The 15,159-nt window shown below is 73.4% G+C and carries 14 protein-coding genes; 10 read left to right on the top strand and 4 right to left on the bottom strand.

Annotated elements, in window-relative coordinates; translation table 11 throughout:
- Positions 1 to 138: 138 nt before the first annotated feature.
- Complete coding sequence (locus tag ACZ37P_RS05680) at positions 139 to 1,437, bottom strand: MFS transporter (RefSeq protein ID WP_467344995.1); 1,299 nt, start codon at positions 1,435 to 1,437, stop codon at positions 139 to 141.
- 241 nt (positions 1,438 to 1,678) lie between these two features.
- Between ACZ37P_RS05680 and ACZ37P_RS05675 the strand changes: the two genes are divergently transcribed.
- The 3 genes from ACZ37P_RS05675 (at position 1,679) to ACZ37P_RS05665 (ending at position 3,919) form a co-directional block, all read left to right on the top strand.
- Complete coding sequence (locus tag ACZ37P_RS05675) at positions 1,679 to 2,122, top strand: MarR family winged helix-turn-helix transcriptional regulator (RefSeq protein WP_467344993.1); 444 nt, start codon at positions 1,679 to 1,681, stop codon at positions 2,120 to 2,122.
- 373 nt (positions 2,123 to 2,495) lie between these two features.
- Positions 2,496 to 3,104 (top strand): SPW repeat protein, encoded by a 609-nt coding sequence (locus ACZ37P_RS05670; protein WP_355336383.1) that lies wholly within the window; start codon positions 2,496 to 2,498, stop codon positions 3,102 to 3,104.
- 173 nt (positions 3,105 to 3,277) lie between these two features.
- A complete protein-coding gene (locus ACZ37P_RS05665; protein WP_467344991.1) occupies positions 3,278 to 3,919 on the top strand; it encodes a GNAT family N-acetyltransferase in 642 nt (213 codons plus the stop codon).
- A 201-nt stretch (positions 3,920 to 4,120) separates the two neighbouring features.
- Here the strand turns inward: ACZ37P_RS05665 and ACZ37P_RS05660 are convergent, their stop codons facing one another.
- Together ACZ37P_RS05660 and ACZ37P_RS05655 are read right to left on the bottom strand one after the other, a co-directional pair.
- Complete coding sequence (locus tag ACZ37P_RS05660) at positions 4,121 to 5,782, bottom strand: MFS transporter (protein ID WP_391162574.1); 1,662 nt, start codon at positions 5,780 to 5,782, stop codon at positions 4,121 to 4,123.
- A 118-nt stretch (positions 5,783 to 5,900) separates the two neighbouring features.
- The gene (locus ACZ37P_RS05655) at positions 5,901 to 6,416 is read right to left on the bottom strand and encodes a MarR family winged helix-turn-helix transcriptional regulator (protein ID WP_402710615.1); all 516 of its coding nucleotides are present in this window, start codon (positions 6,414 to 6,416) and stop codon (positions 5,901 to 5,903) included.
- Positions 6,417 to 6,464: 48 nt separating this feature from the next.
- On the opposite strand from ACZ37P_RS05655, the gene ACZ37P_RS05650 reads away from it, so the two are divergent.
- Positions 6,465 to 7,220 carry a dienelactone hydrolase family protein gene (locus ACZ37P_RS05650; RefSeq protein ID WP_355336386.1) on the top strand — a complete coding sequence of 252 codons (756 nt, stop codon included), beginning with the start codon at positions 6,465 to 6,467 and terminating at the stop codon, positions 7,218 to 7,220.
- 2 nt (positions 7,221 to 7,222) lie between these two features.
- Positions 7,223 to 7,489 (top strand): DUF6295 family protein, encoded by a 267-nt coding sequence (locus ACZ37P_RS05645; protein WP_355336387.1) that lies wholly within the window; start codon positions 7,223 to 7,225, stop codon positions 7,487 to 7,489.
- Positions 7,490 to 7,557: 68 nt separating this feature from the next.
- Here the strand turns inward: ACZ37P_RS05645 and ACZ37P_RS05640 are convergent, their stop codons facing one another.
- Positions 7,558 to 10,404 (bottom strand): AfsR/SARP family transcriptional regulator, encoded by a 2,847-nt coding sequence (locus ACZ37P_RS05640; protein ID WP_355336388.1) that lies wholly within the window; start codon positions 10,402 to 10,404, stop codon positions 7,558 to 7,560.
- 677 nt (positions 10,405 to 11,081) lie between these two features.
- Here ACZ37P_RS05640 and ACZ37P_RS05635 point away from each other — a divergent pair.
- The 5 genes from ACZ37P_RS05635 to ACZ37P_RS05615 all read left to right on the top strand — a co-directional run bounded on the left by ACZ37P_RS05635 (position 11,082) and on the right by ACZ37P_RS05615 (position 15,042).
- Complete coding sequence (locus ACZ37P_RS05635; protein ID WP_402710617.1) at positions 11,082 to 11,600, top strand: GtrA domain-containing protein; 519 nt, start codon at positions 11,082 to 11,084, stop codon at positions 11,598 to 11,600.
- A 91-nt stretch (positions 11,601 to 11,691) separates the two neighbouring features.
- Positions 11,692 to 12,201 (top strand): SigE family RNA polymerase sigma factor, encoded by a 510-nt coding sequence (locus ACZ37P_RS05630; protein WP_355336390.1) that lies wholly within the window; start codon positions 11,692 to 11,694, stop codon positions 12,199 to 12,201.
- 127 nt (positions 12,202 to 12,328) lie between these two features.
- Entirely contained in the window at positions 12,329 to 13,201 is an 873-nt protein-coding gene (locus ACZ37P_RS05625; RefSeq protein WP_402710619.1) for a hypothetical protein, read from the top strand.
- 253 nt (positions 13,202 to 13,454) lie between these two features.
- Positions 13,455 to 13,736 carry a Sec-independent protein translocase subunit TatA gene (gene tatA, locus ACZ37P_RS05620; RefSeq protein WP_355336392.1) on the top strand — a complete coding sequence of 94 codons (282 nt, stop codon included), beginning with the start codon at positions 13,455 to 13,457 and terminating at the stop codon, positions 13,734 to 13,736.
- A 199-nt stretch (positions 13,737 to 13,935) separates the two neighbouring features.
- A complete protein-coding gene (locus ACZ37P_RS05615) occupies positions 13,936 to 15,042 on the top strand; it encodes a PucR family transcriptional regulator (RefSeq protein WP_355336393.1) in 1,107 nt (368 codons plus the stop codon).
- Positions 15,043 to 15,159 lie beyond the last annotated feature (117 nt).

The raw sequence follows: 15,159 nt of genomic DNA, 5'->3' as shown, positions 1-15,159 counted from the left end.
GACGCGCCCCCACGGGTGATCCGCCGGCCCCCACGGGCGATCCGCCGGCCTCCACGGGTCGCCCGCCGGCCCCCGCGGGGCCGGTGCCCTGGGCGCGACGGCGAGCCGGCCCTTTCGGGGGCGCGGGGAACCGCGCGCTCAGCCACGGTGTTCGCGCAGGTCACCACCGGCCCCAGCGGGGTAGTCCGGCTGTCGTCGGGCCACCGGCCCGGCGGTGGGCTGCTCGCGCGGTTCCCCGCGCTCCTTCGGGGCGCGCGCGGCCGTGACGCTTCCCGGCCGTCGGCCGGAGGGGGCGGAGCCGCGGCCGAGGGCGGCCGAGGTCACGGCCAGCGCCAGCGCCGCCGCGGCGAGGGCCGCGCCGAGCCAGTTCGGGGCGGTGTAGCCGAGCCCGGCCGAGAGAAGGAGCCCGCCGAGCCACGCGGCCAGCGCGTTGCCGAGGTTGAAGGCGCCGATGTTGACGGCGGAGGCGAGCGTCGGGGCGCCGGACGCCTGGTCGAGCACCCGCTTCTGGAGCGGCGGGACGGTCGCGAAGCCGAGCGCGCCGATCAGGAAGACGGTCACGGCGGCGGCCACCTTGTTGTGCGCGGTGACGGTGAAGAGCGCGAGGACGAGCGAGAGCCCGCCGAGCGTGGCGTAGAGCATCGGCATCAGCCGCCGGTCGGCGTACCGGCCGCCGAGCAGATTCCCGCCGACCATGCCGAGCCCGAAGAGCACCAGCAGCCAGGTGACGGACGAGTCCGCGTAACCGGTCACGTTCGTCATCATCGGCGCGAGATACGTGATCGCGGCGAAGACGCCGCCGAAGCCGAGCACGGTCATGGCCATGGCGAGCAGCACCTGGACGTTGCGGAAGGCGGCCAGCTCGTGCCCGAGGCGTACGCCCTCGGGCCGGGGGATCTCGGGGACGAGCTTCGCGATGCCCGCGAGGCCGAGGACGCCGAAACCGGCGACGACGAAGAAGGTGACGCGCCACCCGGCGGACTGCCCGACGAAGGTGCCCAGCGGTACGCCGACCACGTTGGCCACGGTCAGGCCGGTGAACATCATCGCGATGGCCCCGGCCTTCTTCTCCGCGGCGACCAGACCGGCCGCGACGACCGAGCCGATGCCGAAGAAGGCGCCGTGCGCGAGGGAGGCCACGATGCGGCCCGCCAGCATGAGGGCGAAGGTGGGCGCGACCGCGGAGACGAGGTTCCCGGCGATGAAGAGCCCCATCAGGAGCATCAGCATCCGCTTGCGGGAGATCTTGGTGCCGAGCACGGTCATGAGCGGCGCGCCGACGACGACGCCGAGCGCGTAGCCGGTCACCAGGAAGCCCGCGGTCGGGATGGACACCCCGAAGTCCCCGGCGATGTCGGGCAGCAGCCCGATGATCACGAATTCGGTCGTGCCGATGCCGAAGGCCCCGAGGGCCAGGGCGAGCAGCGCGAGCGGCATGGGAAACACCTTCCGGAGGAGAGGGGACGGAACCGGCGGTACGGACGGGTACGGGACCGGTGCGCGGTTAACCAGCGCCCACAATAATTGCAGACGCGGGATAAGTGCAAACGCCGCCTATTGCGGAAGCGGGCTATCCTGAAGACGCGGCCGACGACGACCGCGGGACCGACCGGTGCGAACCGGCCGGTCGGGGACGAGGGTGGTGCGAGCCGCCGCGAGGCCGGTGGAGGAGCCGAGGATGACCGAGACCGTGGCGCTGGCCCAGGGCTGGTGCGCGCTGTCCCTGCTGCACGGCAGGATCGAGGCGCACATCGAGCGCGCGCTCCAGGCGGGGCACGAGCTGAGCGTGCGCGAGTTCTCGCTGCTCGACGTGCTCAGCAAGCAGCACAACGGCCCCGGCGGCCACCTCCAGATGAAGAAGGTCGCCGACGCGGTCGTGCTCAGCCAGAGCGCCACGACCCGGCTGGTCAGCCGCCTGGAGGACCGCGGCCTGCTGGTCCGCTACCTCTGCGACACCGACCGCCGCGGCATCTACACCGACGTCACGGAGACCGGGCTCGTCCTGCTCGCCGAGGCCCGCCCCACCAACGACCGCGCCCTGCGCGAGGCCCTCGACGAGGCCGCCCGCGAGCCCGAACTCGCGCCGCTGGTCCGTACGGTGGAGGCGCTCGGCGCCCGCTGAGCCCTGACCGCCTGACGCGTACGGCCGGGGCGACGAGCCATCAGCCGAGCCGGGCCGGGCCGAGGCCGTGCGCCCCGGCCACCCCTCGCCCGCACCCCCCGCCCGTGATCCGCCGGGTCCGAGGCCGTGCCGCCCCCGCCCGCACCCCTGCCCCGTGATTCGGTGAGGAAATCAGCGAGGAACGCCCTTGGGCGGTCGTCGCAAGGGTCCGGCGGGGGGCGGCAGGGCGATATGAGGAGATATGTACGCCATCCGAGTGGCCTGAGTGGTATCAGGCGATTTACGCTGTGTGAGGATGCGGCAGCTTCGGGGCGGAGACCCGAAGGACATCCGGTGGTAGAAGCGACTGCACTCAGCAAAGGAGGTGGCTGGAATGGCCACCGAATCGACCAACCCGACGACGGGAATCGATACCCACCCGGACCTGATGGCCCTTCGGGGCCGGTACGAGGAAGCGGCGGCGAAGCCATGGGCCGGTCTCGTTGAAGGTCTGGCCCTGCTGGCCGGGCTTTACCTGGCGATCTCGCCGTGGGTGGCCGGATTCACCGGCTTCCACGCTCTCACCGTGACCAACCTGATCCTCGGCATCGCCCTGGCCGTCCTGGCCCTGGGCTTCGGCTCCGTCCTGGAACGTACGCACGGACTGGGCTGGGCCGCCGTGGTGATCGGCGCGTTCACGATCGTCGCACCCTGGGTGGTGTCCGGTAGCCCCCACGTGCACAAGACCATCCTCAGCAACGTGATCACCGGAGCGGTGATCTGCCTGGTCGGACTCGCCACGATGGGCATGGGCATGCTCGGCCGTAACCGGTCCAGGAGCCGCGGGCTCCCGGCCGGCGGCGGCCGGATGGGCTCGGACCGCGCGGAGCGCGGCTTCAGCTCGGACCGCGCGATGAGCACGGACCGCGGTGCGCGTTCCGACCGTGGGCTGGGCGCCGAGCGGAGGATCGACCCCGAGCGAAGGATCGATCCCGAGCGCTGATCCGGTACTGAGTCCGGAGCACCGACTCCGGAACCCGGTGGTACGGACGACCGCGAGGCCGCCCGTACCACCTTCACGTACCATCCGCCCCACCTACCACTCCTGAGCGCTGTTGTGAAGGGCTCGGGGAACTGAGATGCCGTGCGCTGTCCGTATGAGTGACAATGCGCCGTATGAAGATCGGCACCGACGGTGAACTCCCCGCCCCCGAGCGGGATTTGGGCTCGGACCCGGCTGTCTCAGGCCCGGCCGCCCCGGACCCGGCCGCCTCGGACTCGGCCCCCGACGTGATCGTGCGCCGCGCGACGGCCGCCGACGCGGACGCCCTCGTACGCCTCAGAGCCGTGATGCTCGACGCGATGGGCACGCGGGTCGGCGGGGACGACGCGCCGTGGCGGGCGCGGGCCCGTACGTGGTTCACCGAACGCCTCGCCGCCACGGGCGAGTTCGCCGCCTTCGTCGTGGACGACCCCGAACTGGGCGTGGTGAGCAACGCGGTGGGCGCCTGCGACCGGCACGCGCCGGGCCCGACCAACCTCAGCGGTCTGCACGGCCACATCTCCAACGTCTGCACCGACCCGCGCCGCCTGCGCCGCGGTTACGCGCGGGCCTGCATGGAGGCGGTGCTCGACTGGTTCGCCGACGAGACCCAGGCGCGGGTGATCAACCTCAACGCGACCGCGGACGGCGCCGGTCTCTACACCGGCCTCGGCTTCGCGACCCCGCCGCACCCCGCCCTCCAGGTCCGCCTCGACGGCACCATCGCGCCGGTCCCTGTCATTCGTCAGGAGCGGACCGGGCCCGGCGTCTCCTAGCGTCAGGCGGTGACGGCGGCCGGCGGGACCCGGCCGCCGACGCGACGGCCGGCGGGGGTCCGGCCGCGGACGGAGGGACATCACCATGCGCAGGATCACGCGGGGCGCCGCCGCGCTCGCAGCTCTGCTGGCAGTACAACGGCGGCGACTGCCGGATCACCCTGGAGCTGAACGACCACTGGTCTTACAACCTCACCCCGGTCAACTCGATCGTCTTGAACCGGCCCTGACCTGGGGCGGCGTGGCCTCGGCCGTCACCGCCCGCGTCGCGGGTCCACCGCGCAGCAGCGACGCGGTGGCGGCCAGCAGGCCCATCCCGGCCGCCGTCGCGAAGACGATCACCAGCCCGTGGTGGAAGGGCGCGGAGATCAGGTGCGGGAAGAACTCCTTCCCGGTCAGCACCGCCCTGTTGTGCGCGGGCAGCGTGTCCAGCACACCGGTCGGCCCGAGCAGCGTCTGCACCGGGTTGACCCCGAGGAAGGCCGAGAAGACCGTCGAGACCGGCGGCAGCGACGCCGCGTGGTGGGCCACGTCCGGCGGCACGCCCTGCGCCCGCAGCCCGCTGTCCAGCGCCGACGGCAGCCGGTCGGCCAGGCCCGCGATCAGCAGCGAGAAGAACACCCCGATCGACAGCGACATCCCGGAGTTCTGGAACGTCGAGCGCATCCCGGACGCCGCGCCGCGGTCGGTGGCGGGCACGCTGCTCATGATCGCCGAGGTGTTCGGCGCGGAGAACATCCCCGAGCCGATCCCGTTGCACATGATCAGCAGCGCGAACGCCCAGTACGAGAACGTGATCGGCAGCAGGAGCAGGCCGACGAAGCTGAGCGAGAAGACCAGCAGGCCGCCGGTGGTGAACGCCCGTACGCCGTACCGGTCGGACAGCCACCCGCACAGCGGCCCCGCGATCAGGAACCCGGCGGTCAGCGGCAGCAGGAAGATCCCGGCCCACAGCGGCGCGTCGTCGAACGCGTAGCCGTGCAGCGGCAGCCAGATGCCCTGGAGCCAGATGATCAGCATGAACTGGAGGCCGCCGCGGGCGACCGCCGCCAGCAGCGAGGCCGCGTTCCCCGCGGCGAAGGCGCGGCTGCGGAACAGCGCGAGCCGGAACATCGGCTGCGCCACCCGCGTCTCGACGACCACGAAGACGATGAGCAGCACGACGCCGGAGATCAGCCCGGTCAGCACCTTCGGGCTCAGCCAGCCCATGGTGTGGCCGCCGTAGGGCTGGATGCCGTAGGTGATGGAGACCAGCAGCAGACCGAGGCCGACGGCGAAGGTGAGATTGCCCCACCAGTCGATACGGGACTGCCTGCGCGTGGAGGTCTCGCGCAGCGAGCGGTAGGCCCACACGGTGCCGAGGATGCCGAACGGCAGATTGACCCAGAACACCGCCCGCCAGTCCCACGCCGACAGCAGCCCGCCCAGCACCAGGCCGACGAACTGGCCGGACAGCGCCGAGATCTGGTTGATGCCCAGCGCCATGCCGCGCTGCTCGGCGGGGAAGGCGTCGGTGATGATCGCGGCGGAGTTCGCCATCAGCATGGAGCCGCCCACGGCCTGGACGATCCGCCAGCAGATCAGCCACATCGCGCCCGCGCCGCCGTGCGCGGGGTCGAAGGAGAGCGCGACCGAGGCGAGGGTGAAGACGACGAAGCCGAGGTTGTAGATCCGCACCCGGCCGACGATGTCGCCGAGCCGCCCGAGGGTGACCACCAGGACCGCGGTGACCAGCAGATACCCCATGATCATCCACAGCAGGTAGCTGATGTTCCCGGCCGCGAACGGGTCCAGGTGGATGCCGCGGAAGATCGCGGGCATCGAGATGATCACGATCGAGGAGTCCACGGTCGCCATGAACATCCCGAGGCTGGTGTTCGACAGCGCGATCCACTTGTAGCGGTCGGGGCGGGGGCCCGCGGGGCCGGGACCGGGCGGGGCGGCGCGGGCGGGTATGTCCGAGGGGTCGGGCTCCGCGGGGTCAGACACGGCGGGTGATCCTCTCCAGCAGGGGAATCGCGTCGGCCAGCAGCCGCTGCTCCTCGGGGGTCAGCTCCTCGTCGATCGCGCGGGCCAGACGGCGGGCGCGCTCGGCGCGGGCGCCGTGCAGGCCGTCGAGACCGGCCTGGCTGAGGGAGACGACGATGCGGCGGCCGTCGGAGGGGTCGGGGTCGCGGACGACCAGGCCGCGCTCCTGGAGCACGCCGATGATCGTGCACATCGACTGCGGCCTGATGCCCTCGCCCGCGGCCAGCTCCGTCGCGGTGGCCGGGCCCTCCCGGTCCAGCCGGACCATGGCCGAAATCTGCGAGAAGGTCAGCTCCCCGTCCGGCTTCACCTGCCGCAGCCGCCGCACCAGCGGGCTCAGTGCCACGCGCAGGTCCACCGCGATGCGTCCGGCCTCGGCCGGACTGCCCGTACCGGCCGGGTCGTCCGGGCTCGCCGCCGTGCCGGTCGCGTCGGCCGCGGTGCCAGCCGCGTCGCTGCTGGTCGTCATGATGATCAGTATAAACTTATCAGTCCAGGCTTATGGTATAGCTGGCGCATGACTGTTTCCCCCAGCGGTTCGCTGACCGCCACCACCGTCACGATCACCGGCCACGGCGGCGACGAGATCGAGGCGTACGTGGCCCGACCGGAGGGCGACCACCGCCGCGGCGGTGTCGTCGTCATCCACCACCTGCCCGGATACGACCGCCCGACCAAGGAGATGACGCGGCGGTTCGCCGAGATGGGCTACGACGCCGTCTGCCCCAACCTCTTCCACCGCGAGGCCCCCGGCGCGGCCCCCGACGACGCCGCCGCGGTCGGCCGCGCCAACGGCGGGGTCCCGGACGAGCGGCTGGTCGGCGACGTCGAGGGCGCGGTCGCGTACCTGCGCGCCCTGCCCACCTCCAACGGCAAGGCCGGCGTCATCGGCCACTGCTCGGGCGGCCGTCAGGCCGTGCTCAGCGCCTGCCACCTCGACGTGGACGCCGCCGTCGACTGCTACGGCGCCTTCGTCACCGGCACCGTCCCCGAGGGCTTCGTCCTGCGCATCACCAACCTCGTCGACCAGCTCCCCAGCCTCCGCGCCCCGCTGCTCGGCCTGTTCGGCGCCGCCGACAGCCACCCCAGCCCCGCCGAGGTCGCCGAGCTGGAGCGCATCCTCACCGACCTCGGCAAGGAGTACGAGTTCCACAGCTACGAGGGCGCCGGGCACGGCTTCTTCGCCGTCGACCGCCCCAACTACAACGTGCCCGCCGTCCAGGACGGCTGGGAGCGCATCGCGGACTTCTACGGCAAGCACCTGGAGGGCTGACCATGTGCACGTACTCCACCGTCAAGGCCGAGGTCGAGGGCAGCGCCAAGGGGCCGGGCGGCTCCTGGTTCCACGTCACCGACGTGACCGTCTACTTCGACCACCCCGTGCACGCGCTGGCCGAGCACACCCTGAACATCGACTTCGCCGCCCCCGCCAAGGGGCCCTCGGCCCGCGTCGCTCTGGAGCTGACCGCGGACTCCGCGCGGGCGCTGATCACCGCGATCCAGGACGCGCTGGCGGCCGTGCCGCGCGAGATGGCCGTCTGACCACCGGGCCCGCGGGCCCAAGGCCCTTGCCGCGCGGCGGAGTTCGGGCCGGAGGCCCGGTCCCGCCGTTACGCGACCCCGTCCTCGCTCTGCCGCACGCACGCCGACTCGCACGCGTCCAGTCGCGCCAGGCCCGCCAGTATCGTCCGCGCCTTCGCCTCCAGGCGGTAGGTGCGGGCGAGTTCCAGGGCCCGGTCCCAGTGCTTGCGGGCGGAGGCGGGGTCGCCGCGCTCGAAGTGCGTACGGGCCAGCACCTCCAGGGTGTCGGCCGCCGTACCGCGGTCCCCGAGCCGGTCCAGGATCGCGACCGTCTCCTCCAGCGCGGCGACCGCCTCGTCGTACCGGCCCACCGTGCGCAGCGCCTCGCCGAGGCTGGTGAGGCTGCGCGCCGTGCTGGTCAGCAGCCCGCGCTCGCGCCACATCCCCAACGCCCGCCGGTAGCAGGCGATCGCGGCGGCCGGGTCGCCCGCGCCCAGGTGCGCGTCACCGAGATTGCCCAGCACGGTCGCGACCCGGTCGGCGTCGCCCACCGCGTAATGCAGGTCGAGCGACTGCCTGCCGTACTCCAGCGCGAGATCGTGGTCACCCAGCGCGTGGTGCAGCCCCGAGAGGTTGTTGAGGATCGCCGCCTGCCCCTGGAGGTCGCCCGCCGCCTCGAAGTACCGCCGGGCGACGCCCAGATGCTCAAGGCACGGGTCCACCCGGTCGGCCATGCCGTGCGCGACGCCGAGCCTGCTGTGCATCCACGCCCGGCCCTGGACGTCCCCGGTCTCCTCCACGCAGGCCATCGCCTCCTGGAGGCACAGGTCCCACTCACCGGTCCACCAGTACGCCTGCGCGTAGCCGAACAGACCCGCCGCCAGCCGCCACGCCACGTCGGGCCAGCGGCGCGCCGCCGCCAGCCGTATCGCCTCCTTGATCGCGGGCAGCTCCTTGACGCACCACCGCAGCGCGGCCTCCTCGCTGTCGAACTCCAGCGGGGGCACGGCCGGTTGCTCGTGCAGCGGCGGTATCGGATGGCCCTCGGGCGCGAGCAGGGCCGCGGTCCCGGCGACCGTGACCGTGTACCAGACCAGCAGGCGGCGCAGGCCGTTCTCGCGGACCCGCGGCGGCACCTCCTCGGCGGCGCGGGTCGCCGCGTACTCGCCCAGCAGATCGTGGAAGGAGTAGTGGCCGGCCCGCGGAGTCTGCAACAGGTGCGTGTCGACCAGCGCTTCGAGCAGGTCCTCGGCCGGGGCGGGGTCGCGGCCGATCAGCGCGGCGGCCGGGACGAGGTCCAGCGGATGGCCCGGCCACAGGCCCAACAGCCGGAAGGCGCGGGCCGCTTCGCGCTCGGCGGCCTGCGGGCTGTCGCGCATCGCGAGATAGCTCATCGCGAAGGTGTCCTGCACGGCGAGGCCGCCCGCGGACAGCGCGTGCAGCCGGTCGCCCGCGCCGTCCAGCCGCTCCGCCAGCGCGGTCAGCGGCCAGTTGGGGCGGGCCGCCAACCGGGCGCCCGCTATGCGCAGCGCCAGCGGCAGTCCGCCGCAGGCCGCCAACACACCTGCCGCCGCGGCAGGTTCGGCCGCCACCCGCTGCTGCCCGCACACCGCGACCAGCAGCCGGTGCTGCTCCTCCGCGCCCAGCGGCTCCAGCGGCAGCCGTACCGCTCCGGGCAGATCCGCCAGCGTCCTGCGGCTCGTCACGATCACCGCGCTGTCGCCGCGGCCCGGCAGCAGCGGCACCACCTGCGCCGCGTCGCCCGCGTTGTCCAGCACCAGCAGCACCCGGCGGCCGTGCAGCGCCTGCCGCAGCAGCGCCGACAGGTCGTCCGGGTCGTCCGGCAGCGGCAGCGCGCCGCCGGTGCCCGGCGCGCCGCCGTCGGCCAGATCGCCCAGGAACCGGGCCAGCAGGTCGCGCGGGCGGCGCGCGTCACCCGCGCCGAAGCCGCGCAGGTCGGCGTAGAGCACGCCGTCGGGGAAGTCGCGGCGCGCCCGGTGCGCCGCGTGCACCGCGAGCGCCGTCTTGCCTATGCCGCCCATGCCGGTGACGACCGCCACGCGCGGGGCGTCCGGGTCGCAGGGGCGTATCACCCCGAGCAGCGCGGCCAGTTCGTCCGTACGGCCGGTGAAGTCGCCGGTGTCGGCCGGGAGTTGAGCCGGGGGAGTGGACGGCTGGGATTCCTGCGGGGCCGCTTCGTCCTCGGGGGCCGCCAGGATCTCGCGGTACGCGGCCTGCACCGAGGGGCCCGGCTCCACGCCCAACTCGTCGACCAGCGTGCGGCGCAGGTCGTGGAAGGCGGCAAGTGCCTCCGCCTGCCGGTGCGTTCGGTGCAGGGCCAGCATCCACTGGCGGTGGAACGGCTCGCGCAGCGGATGCGCCGCCGTCAGCGCCGCCAATTCCGCCGCCATTCCCTGATGGCGGCCCAGCGCCAACTCCGCGTCGAACCGCCACTCCAGGGTCTGGAGCCGGGCTTCCGCCAAATGCGCCGCGTACGCCCGCAGCGGGTCCGACAGCGCCGGTACGTCCGCCAGCGGGTCGCCGCGCCACAGCGCCAGCGCCGCCCGGCACTCGGCCAGCACCGCCGGCCAGTCCCCGTCCCGGTGCGCCGCCCGCGCCGCCGCGTGATGCCGTACGAACACCTCGGCGTCCAGCTCGCCGACCGCCACGTCCAGTACGTAGCCCTGCGGGACCGCCCGCAGGCGCGAACCCGGGCGGTCGTCCTCGGCCAACAGCCGTCGTAGCCGGGCCACATGATTGTGCAGCGACGCCGTCGCCGTCGGCGGGGGCTCCTCGCCCCACATCGCCGCCTTCAGGGCCTCCGGGCGCACCGCCCGGCCCGGACTGCTCAACAGCGCGGCCAGCAGTGCCCGCGCCTTCGCCGAGCCGACGCCGCCACCCTCCACGGTCACAGCTCCGAGCAGCTCGAACCGCATCCGTGGCCCTCTCTGGCCGTTCCCCCGAACGGCGCGTTAGCCCCATGTTAGCGGCCGGTTGGCGCCCCCCTCCATGCTTGACCTCCGGGTCCGGCCCGGCGGCGCGGGTGGGTCCATCCACCGCCGCAACGGGGGCGCGGCACGCCGCGGCCGGACCCGACCACTTCGCCCCCTCCCGCCCTCCGGGCGCGGGAAGACCGCCTCGCCTCTCCGCAAGGCCGTGCCCCTGCGCACGCCGCCGATGGGGTCGCCTTCGGGCCGGCAGCCCGGTGGGAGCTTGTCGCGCAGTTCCCCGCGCCCCTGAAATGCCCCGCCTCGCGCACGGCCAGCGGCCCTCGTCCTCATCCGCGAGGGCCCGCGCCCCAGGCGGTGAGCCGATCTTTTAGGGGCGCGGGGCTGTGTTTGATGTGCGGCTGCCGCCGCGTGGGCGTGCTCAGCCCGCGCGGTGGCGCGCCTCTGAAATACCGACCCCAGCGGGGCAGATGCGGTTGTTTTCGGGCTGGCAGCCCGGTGGGGGCTTGTCGCGCAGTTCCCCGCGCCCCTCAAAAGATCGGTGTGCCGCCCTGGGCAAAGGGCGCTGTTCGGGGGCGCGGGCCGGGAAAGATCGGGGGGCCCACAGCGGGAGCGTGTCAGTGGGGTGTGGGCGGCGTGTCAGTGGGCGGGGGGAGGGTGGGGGCATGGAGAAGACGGTGGGCGGGGAGAGAGCGGCAGCGAAGTCGGCGGCGTTCGGGAAATTCGTGGTGTGCGGCGGAGGCGTCGGCTTGCTGTCGAGCGCCGTGCTGGTGGCGGCGGCGGGCCACGCCCCGTTCGCGTTGGTGAACGCGGTGGTCACCGTGGTGTCGACCCTGCTGGCGACGGAGCTGCACCACCGGATCACGTTCAGGTCCGCCGAAGGCGGATGGGCGGGGTGGCGGGTGCACAGCAAGTCGGCGCTGACGCTGCTCGGGGCATACCTGTTCACGACGGCGGCCGTCCTGACGCTGGACCACGCGCACCCGCACCCGGGCGCCCTGCTGGCGCAGGCCGTGTACCTGGGGGCCTCCGCCCTGGCGGGCATCGCCCGCTTCGCGACGCTGCGCCTTCTGGTCTTCCCCACCCGGAACCCGGCCCGCGAGGCCGCCCGCGAGGCCGCCCGCGAGGGCACCCGCGAGGCCGCGAAGCCGCTGGACCGGGACGGTGTGGCGGCAGCCGCGTAACGGCCCGGAGACGTCCCCGGGCGCCCCGTAACATTCCCCGTTCCCCGCCGCGTCGAAGAGGTGAAGGGTCGGACGGGGGAAGGGGAGCGGGATGCGAGAGGGGGAGACGGCGGCGTATCTGGAGTTCGCGGCGGTCCGCGCGAGCCACCTGTACCGGTCGGCCTGTCTGCTCGCCAGCGGCGACACGCACCTGGCGGAGGACCTGGTCCAGGAGACGCTGGGCCGGATGTTCGTCGTCTGGGGCCGGATGGCGAAGGTGGGGAATCCGGCCGCGTACGCCCAGACGGTTCTGGTCCGCGCCTTCCTGACCCACCAGCGGCGGCGCAGCAGCAAGGAACGTCCGAGCGCGGAGCTGCCGGACAGCCCCACGCGGCACGGCGACGACGCGACGCTAAGGATCACGCTGCTCGACGCGCTCGGCCGGCTCTCGCCGAAGGACCGGGCGGTCCTGGTGCTGCGGTACTGGGAGGACCGCAGCATCGAGGAGACCGCCGAGGCCCTGCGCTCCACACCGGGCGCCATAAGGACCCGCACGGTACGCGCGCTCGCCCGGCTCAGGGCGGACCTCGGCGGCAGCCTCGCCGATCTCATCGCCCGCTGAGCCGCGTCGGCTGCAACCGATTCCCGTCGACAGACAGACAGACAGACAGACCAACCGGCCGCACCCGTGGCCGTACCCCCCACGTAGACCGCATCCGTACACACCAAACCGAGACGGTGGTTCCGCCATGCCCATCGAACCGATCGAATTCGAAGACGAGCTGGGCGACGCGCTGCGCCGCACCGCCGACACGTTCCAGCCGGACGACTCCCGCGGCCTGGTCGCGGAGGGGCACGCGCACGGCCGCAGACTGCGCCGCAGGCGTACGGCCGCGATCACCGCGGGCGTCGCGGCCTTCGCCCTGGTCGGGGTGGGCGGCGCGCTGGTCGGCGGCCTGGCCAAGGGCGACGGGGGCAGCGGGGTCGCGTCGGCGCCCACGAAGCCCGCGGTGTCGTCCGCGGCCTCGGACAAGGCGAGTTCCGCGGCGAAGCCGGCCAGGCCCGCGATGACGGCCAAGCAGGTGATGGACCTGTTCCTGGCGACGCTGCCCAAGGGGCATGTCACGAAGTCCACCTGGCCCAGCCGCGGCACCGAGGAGGGCATTCCGCTGGCGGCGGTCGTCTTCAACAAGGGGCTGGTGACGCTCGGCATCGGCGCGGGCGAGGCGGTGCCGTCGTGCCCGGACTTCCCCTCGCAGGACCCGGACACCTCGTGCACGTCGACGCACGTGCACGGCGGCACGCTGACGATCTCCAAGGGCTTCGAGTACTCCGACCACCGGGCCGAGACCAAGGAGTGGTACGCGACCCTCGTCACACCCTCCGGCGCCGTGATCAGCCTGAGCGAGTGGAATTCCAGGGATGAGAAGGACGCCCCGATCTCACGTCCGAATCCGCCGCTCAGCTCGGCCCAGCTCGCCAAGATCGTCACCGACCCGCGCTGGCAGCGGGTGATCGACGCGCTGCCCGACCCGGACAAGGCGACCAGGGACAACGCGGCCACGGACCCGTCGGCGAAGGACAAGGCGTCCGCCCGCCTGGCGGGCACGTACGGCGGCTGACACCGCCCCCGGCCCGGACGTCCCCCCGGCACGTCCCCCGGCCCGTCCCCCGGCGCCTCGCAGGGCCTTCCCCCCGCCCCCTCCTCCGGTCCGCCGCCGACCGGACCGGGGGAAGGGGGGCTTCCCGTTCACAAGCTTTTTGCGCATGCTTTGAGTACCCGGGTGCCGTCGGCGACGGCTTTCGGGTGACAATGCGACAGTCGAAGCTGAAGTATTCGGCACAGTTGGCCCCCTGAAAGAAGCGAGGATCTCCATGTTGCGAAACGGGCTGGAGCCGTGGCACCTGATCGTGGTGGCGATCGTCGTCATCGTGCTGTTCGGTTCCAAGAAGCTGCCGGAGGCGGCCCGCGGACTCGGTAAGTCGATGCGCATCCTCAAGTCCGAGGCGAAGGCGATGAAGAGCGACGACACGGGGCCCGCGAGCCCCGAGCCGACCGCCACCGCCACCCCGGCGCCCGAGGCCATCACCCCGAGCGACGTCGTGACCGCGAGCGAGACGACCCCGACTCCGCAGCCGACGACCACGGCCAAGTAGCCGCCCCGCGCGCGGCGTTCACCGCCGCGTCCGCCGGGTATCCGGCCGAATCACCGCGAAGCGCCCGTCGGCCCCCCGCCGGACGCCGCTGGGACGCGGCCTGCCCCCGCCCCCCGTTTCCGGGATCCGGCAGCCTTGATACGTTCCTGATGTCCAGGAACCGGAAGGCCGGATCCGGTGGAGTGACGGGGGGCCAGGGGTGACCACGGGTACGGGCAGCGCCGCGGAAGCCGTACCGCCGGAGTTTCTGACCGGTTTTCCCGAAACGCTCGCCGAGGTCTCCCGCAGTTGCCGCCCGCTCAGCCGCGCCGAGCGCGAGAGCCGCCGCGCGCTGGGCGAGCAGGCAGCGGACTCCGGCATAGCCCTGCCGTCGCTGATCGGCACCCACCTCACCGCCGTCCGCGAGACCTGGCCCGTACTGCCCGGCGTGGCGGACGCCAGGAGCACCGCCGAGCTGCGGCAGGTCGGCGCCGCCGTACTGGCCGCCCTGGAGACCGGTGTCGCCGCCCTCGCCGAGGGCCACAGCCGGGCGCAGCGGCACTCGGTACGCCGCGCGGCCCTCGCCCGCCGCGCCTTCGTCGACGACCTGCTCTACGGCCGCAGCGACCCCGGCCGCCTCGCGGAACAGGCCGAGGGCTTCGGACTGCGGCTCGCGGGCCAGCACGTCGTGGCGGTCGCCGCGGCGCCCGAGGACGGGCCGTACGACGAGACGCACCCCGCGCTCAGCCGGGTCGAGCGCGAACTGGCGGGCCGCTTCGGTGACCACGACGCGCTGGTCGCGCCCAAGGACGGCCGGATGGTCTGCGTCGTGCCCGGCACGCAGCGCCAGGTGCTCGACGCCTTCGTGAAGACCGTCGCCGCGCCCAGGACCGCCGTCGGGCGCTCGCACAGCGGCGCCTCCGGCGTGGTCCGCTCGTACGAGGAAGCGCTCAGCGCCCTGGACCTCGCCGACCGGCTCGGCCTGGAGGCGACCGTGCTCAACGCGGCCGACCTGCTGGTCTTTCCGGTGCTGATGCGGGACCGCGCGGCGATGCTCGACCTGGTCAAGACGGTGCTCGGCCCGCTGGAGGAGGCGCGCGGCGGGGCGCTGCCGCTGCTGGAGACGATCACCGCGTACGCCGCCGCCGGGTACGTGAACGCCGAGGCCGCCCGGCGGCTCGACCTGAGCGTGCGCGCGCTGTCGTACCGGCTGGAACGTATCGCCGCCGTGACCGGCTTCGACCCGGACGACGCCTTGCAGCGCTACACCCTGGAGACGGCCGCGATGGGCGCGAGGCTGCTGGACTGGCCGACCAAACCGCTGTGAGCCGCGCGCCGACGCGGCGCGTGCGCTGACGTGGACGGGCGCGCCCGAGCCAGGGCGCTGTCCACGCGGCGGGCGGGACGGTTCGGCGGGGACGCTGACGGGGACGGGCGCGCCCGA

It is taken from the genome of Streptomyces sp. NPDC024632 (assembly GCF_055559175.1).
This window is presented reverse-complemented; position numbering and strand designations above follow the sequence as displayed.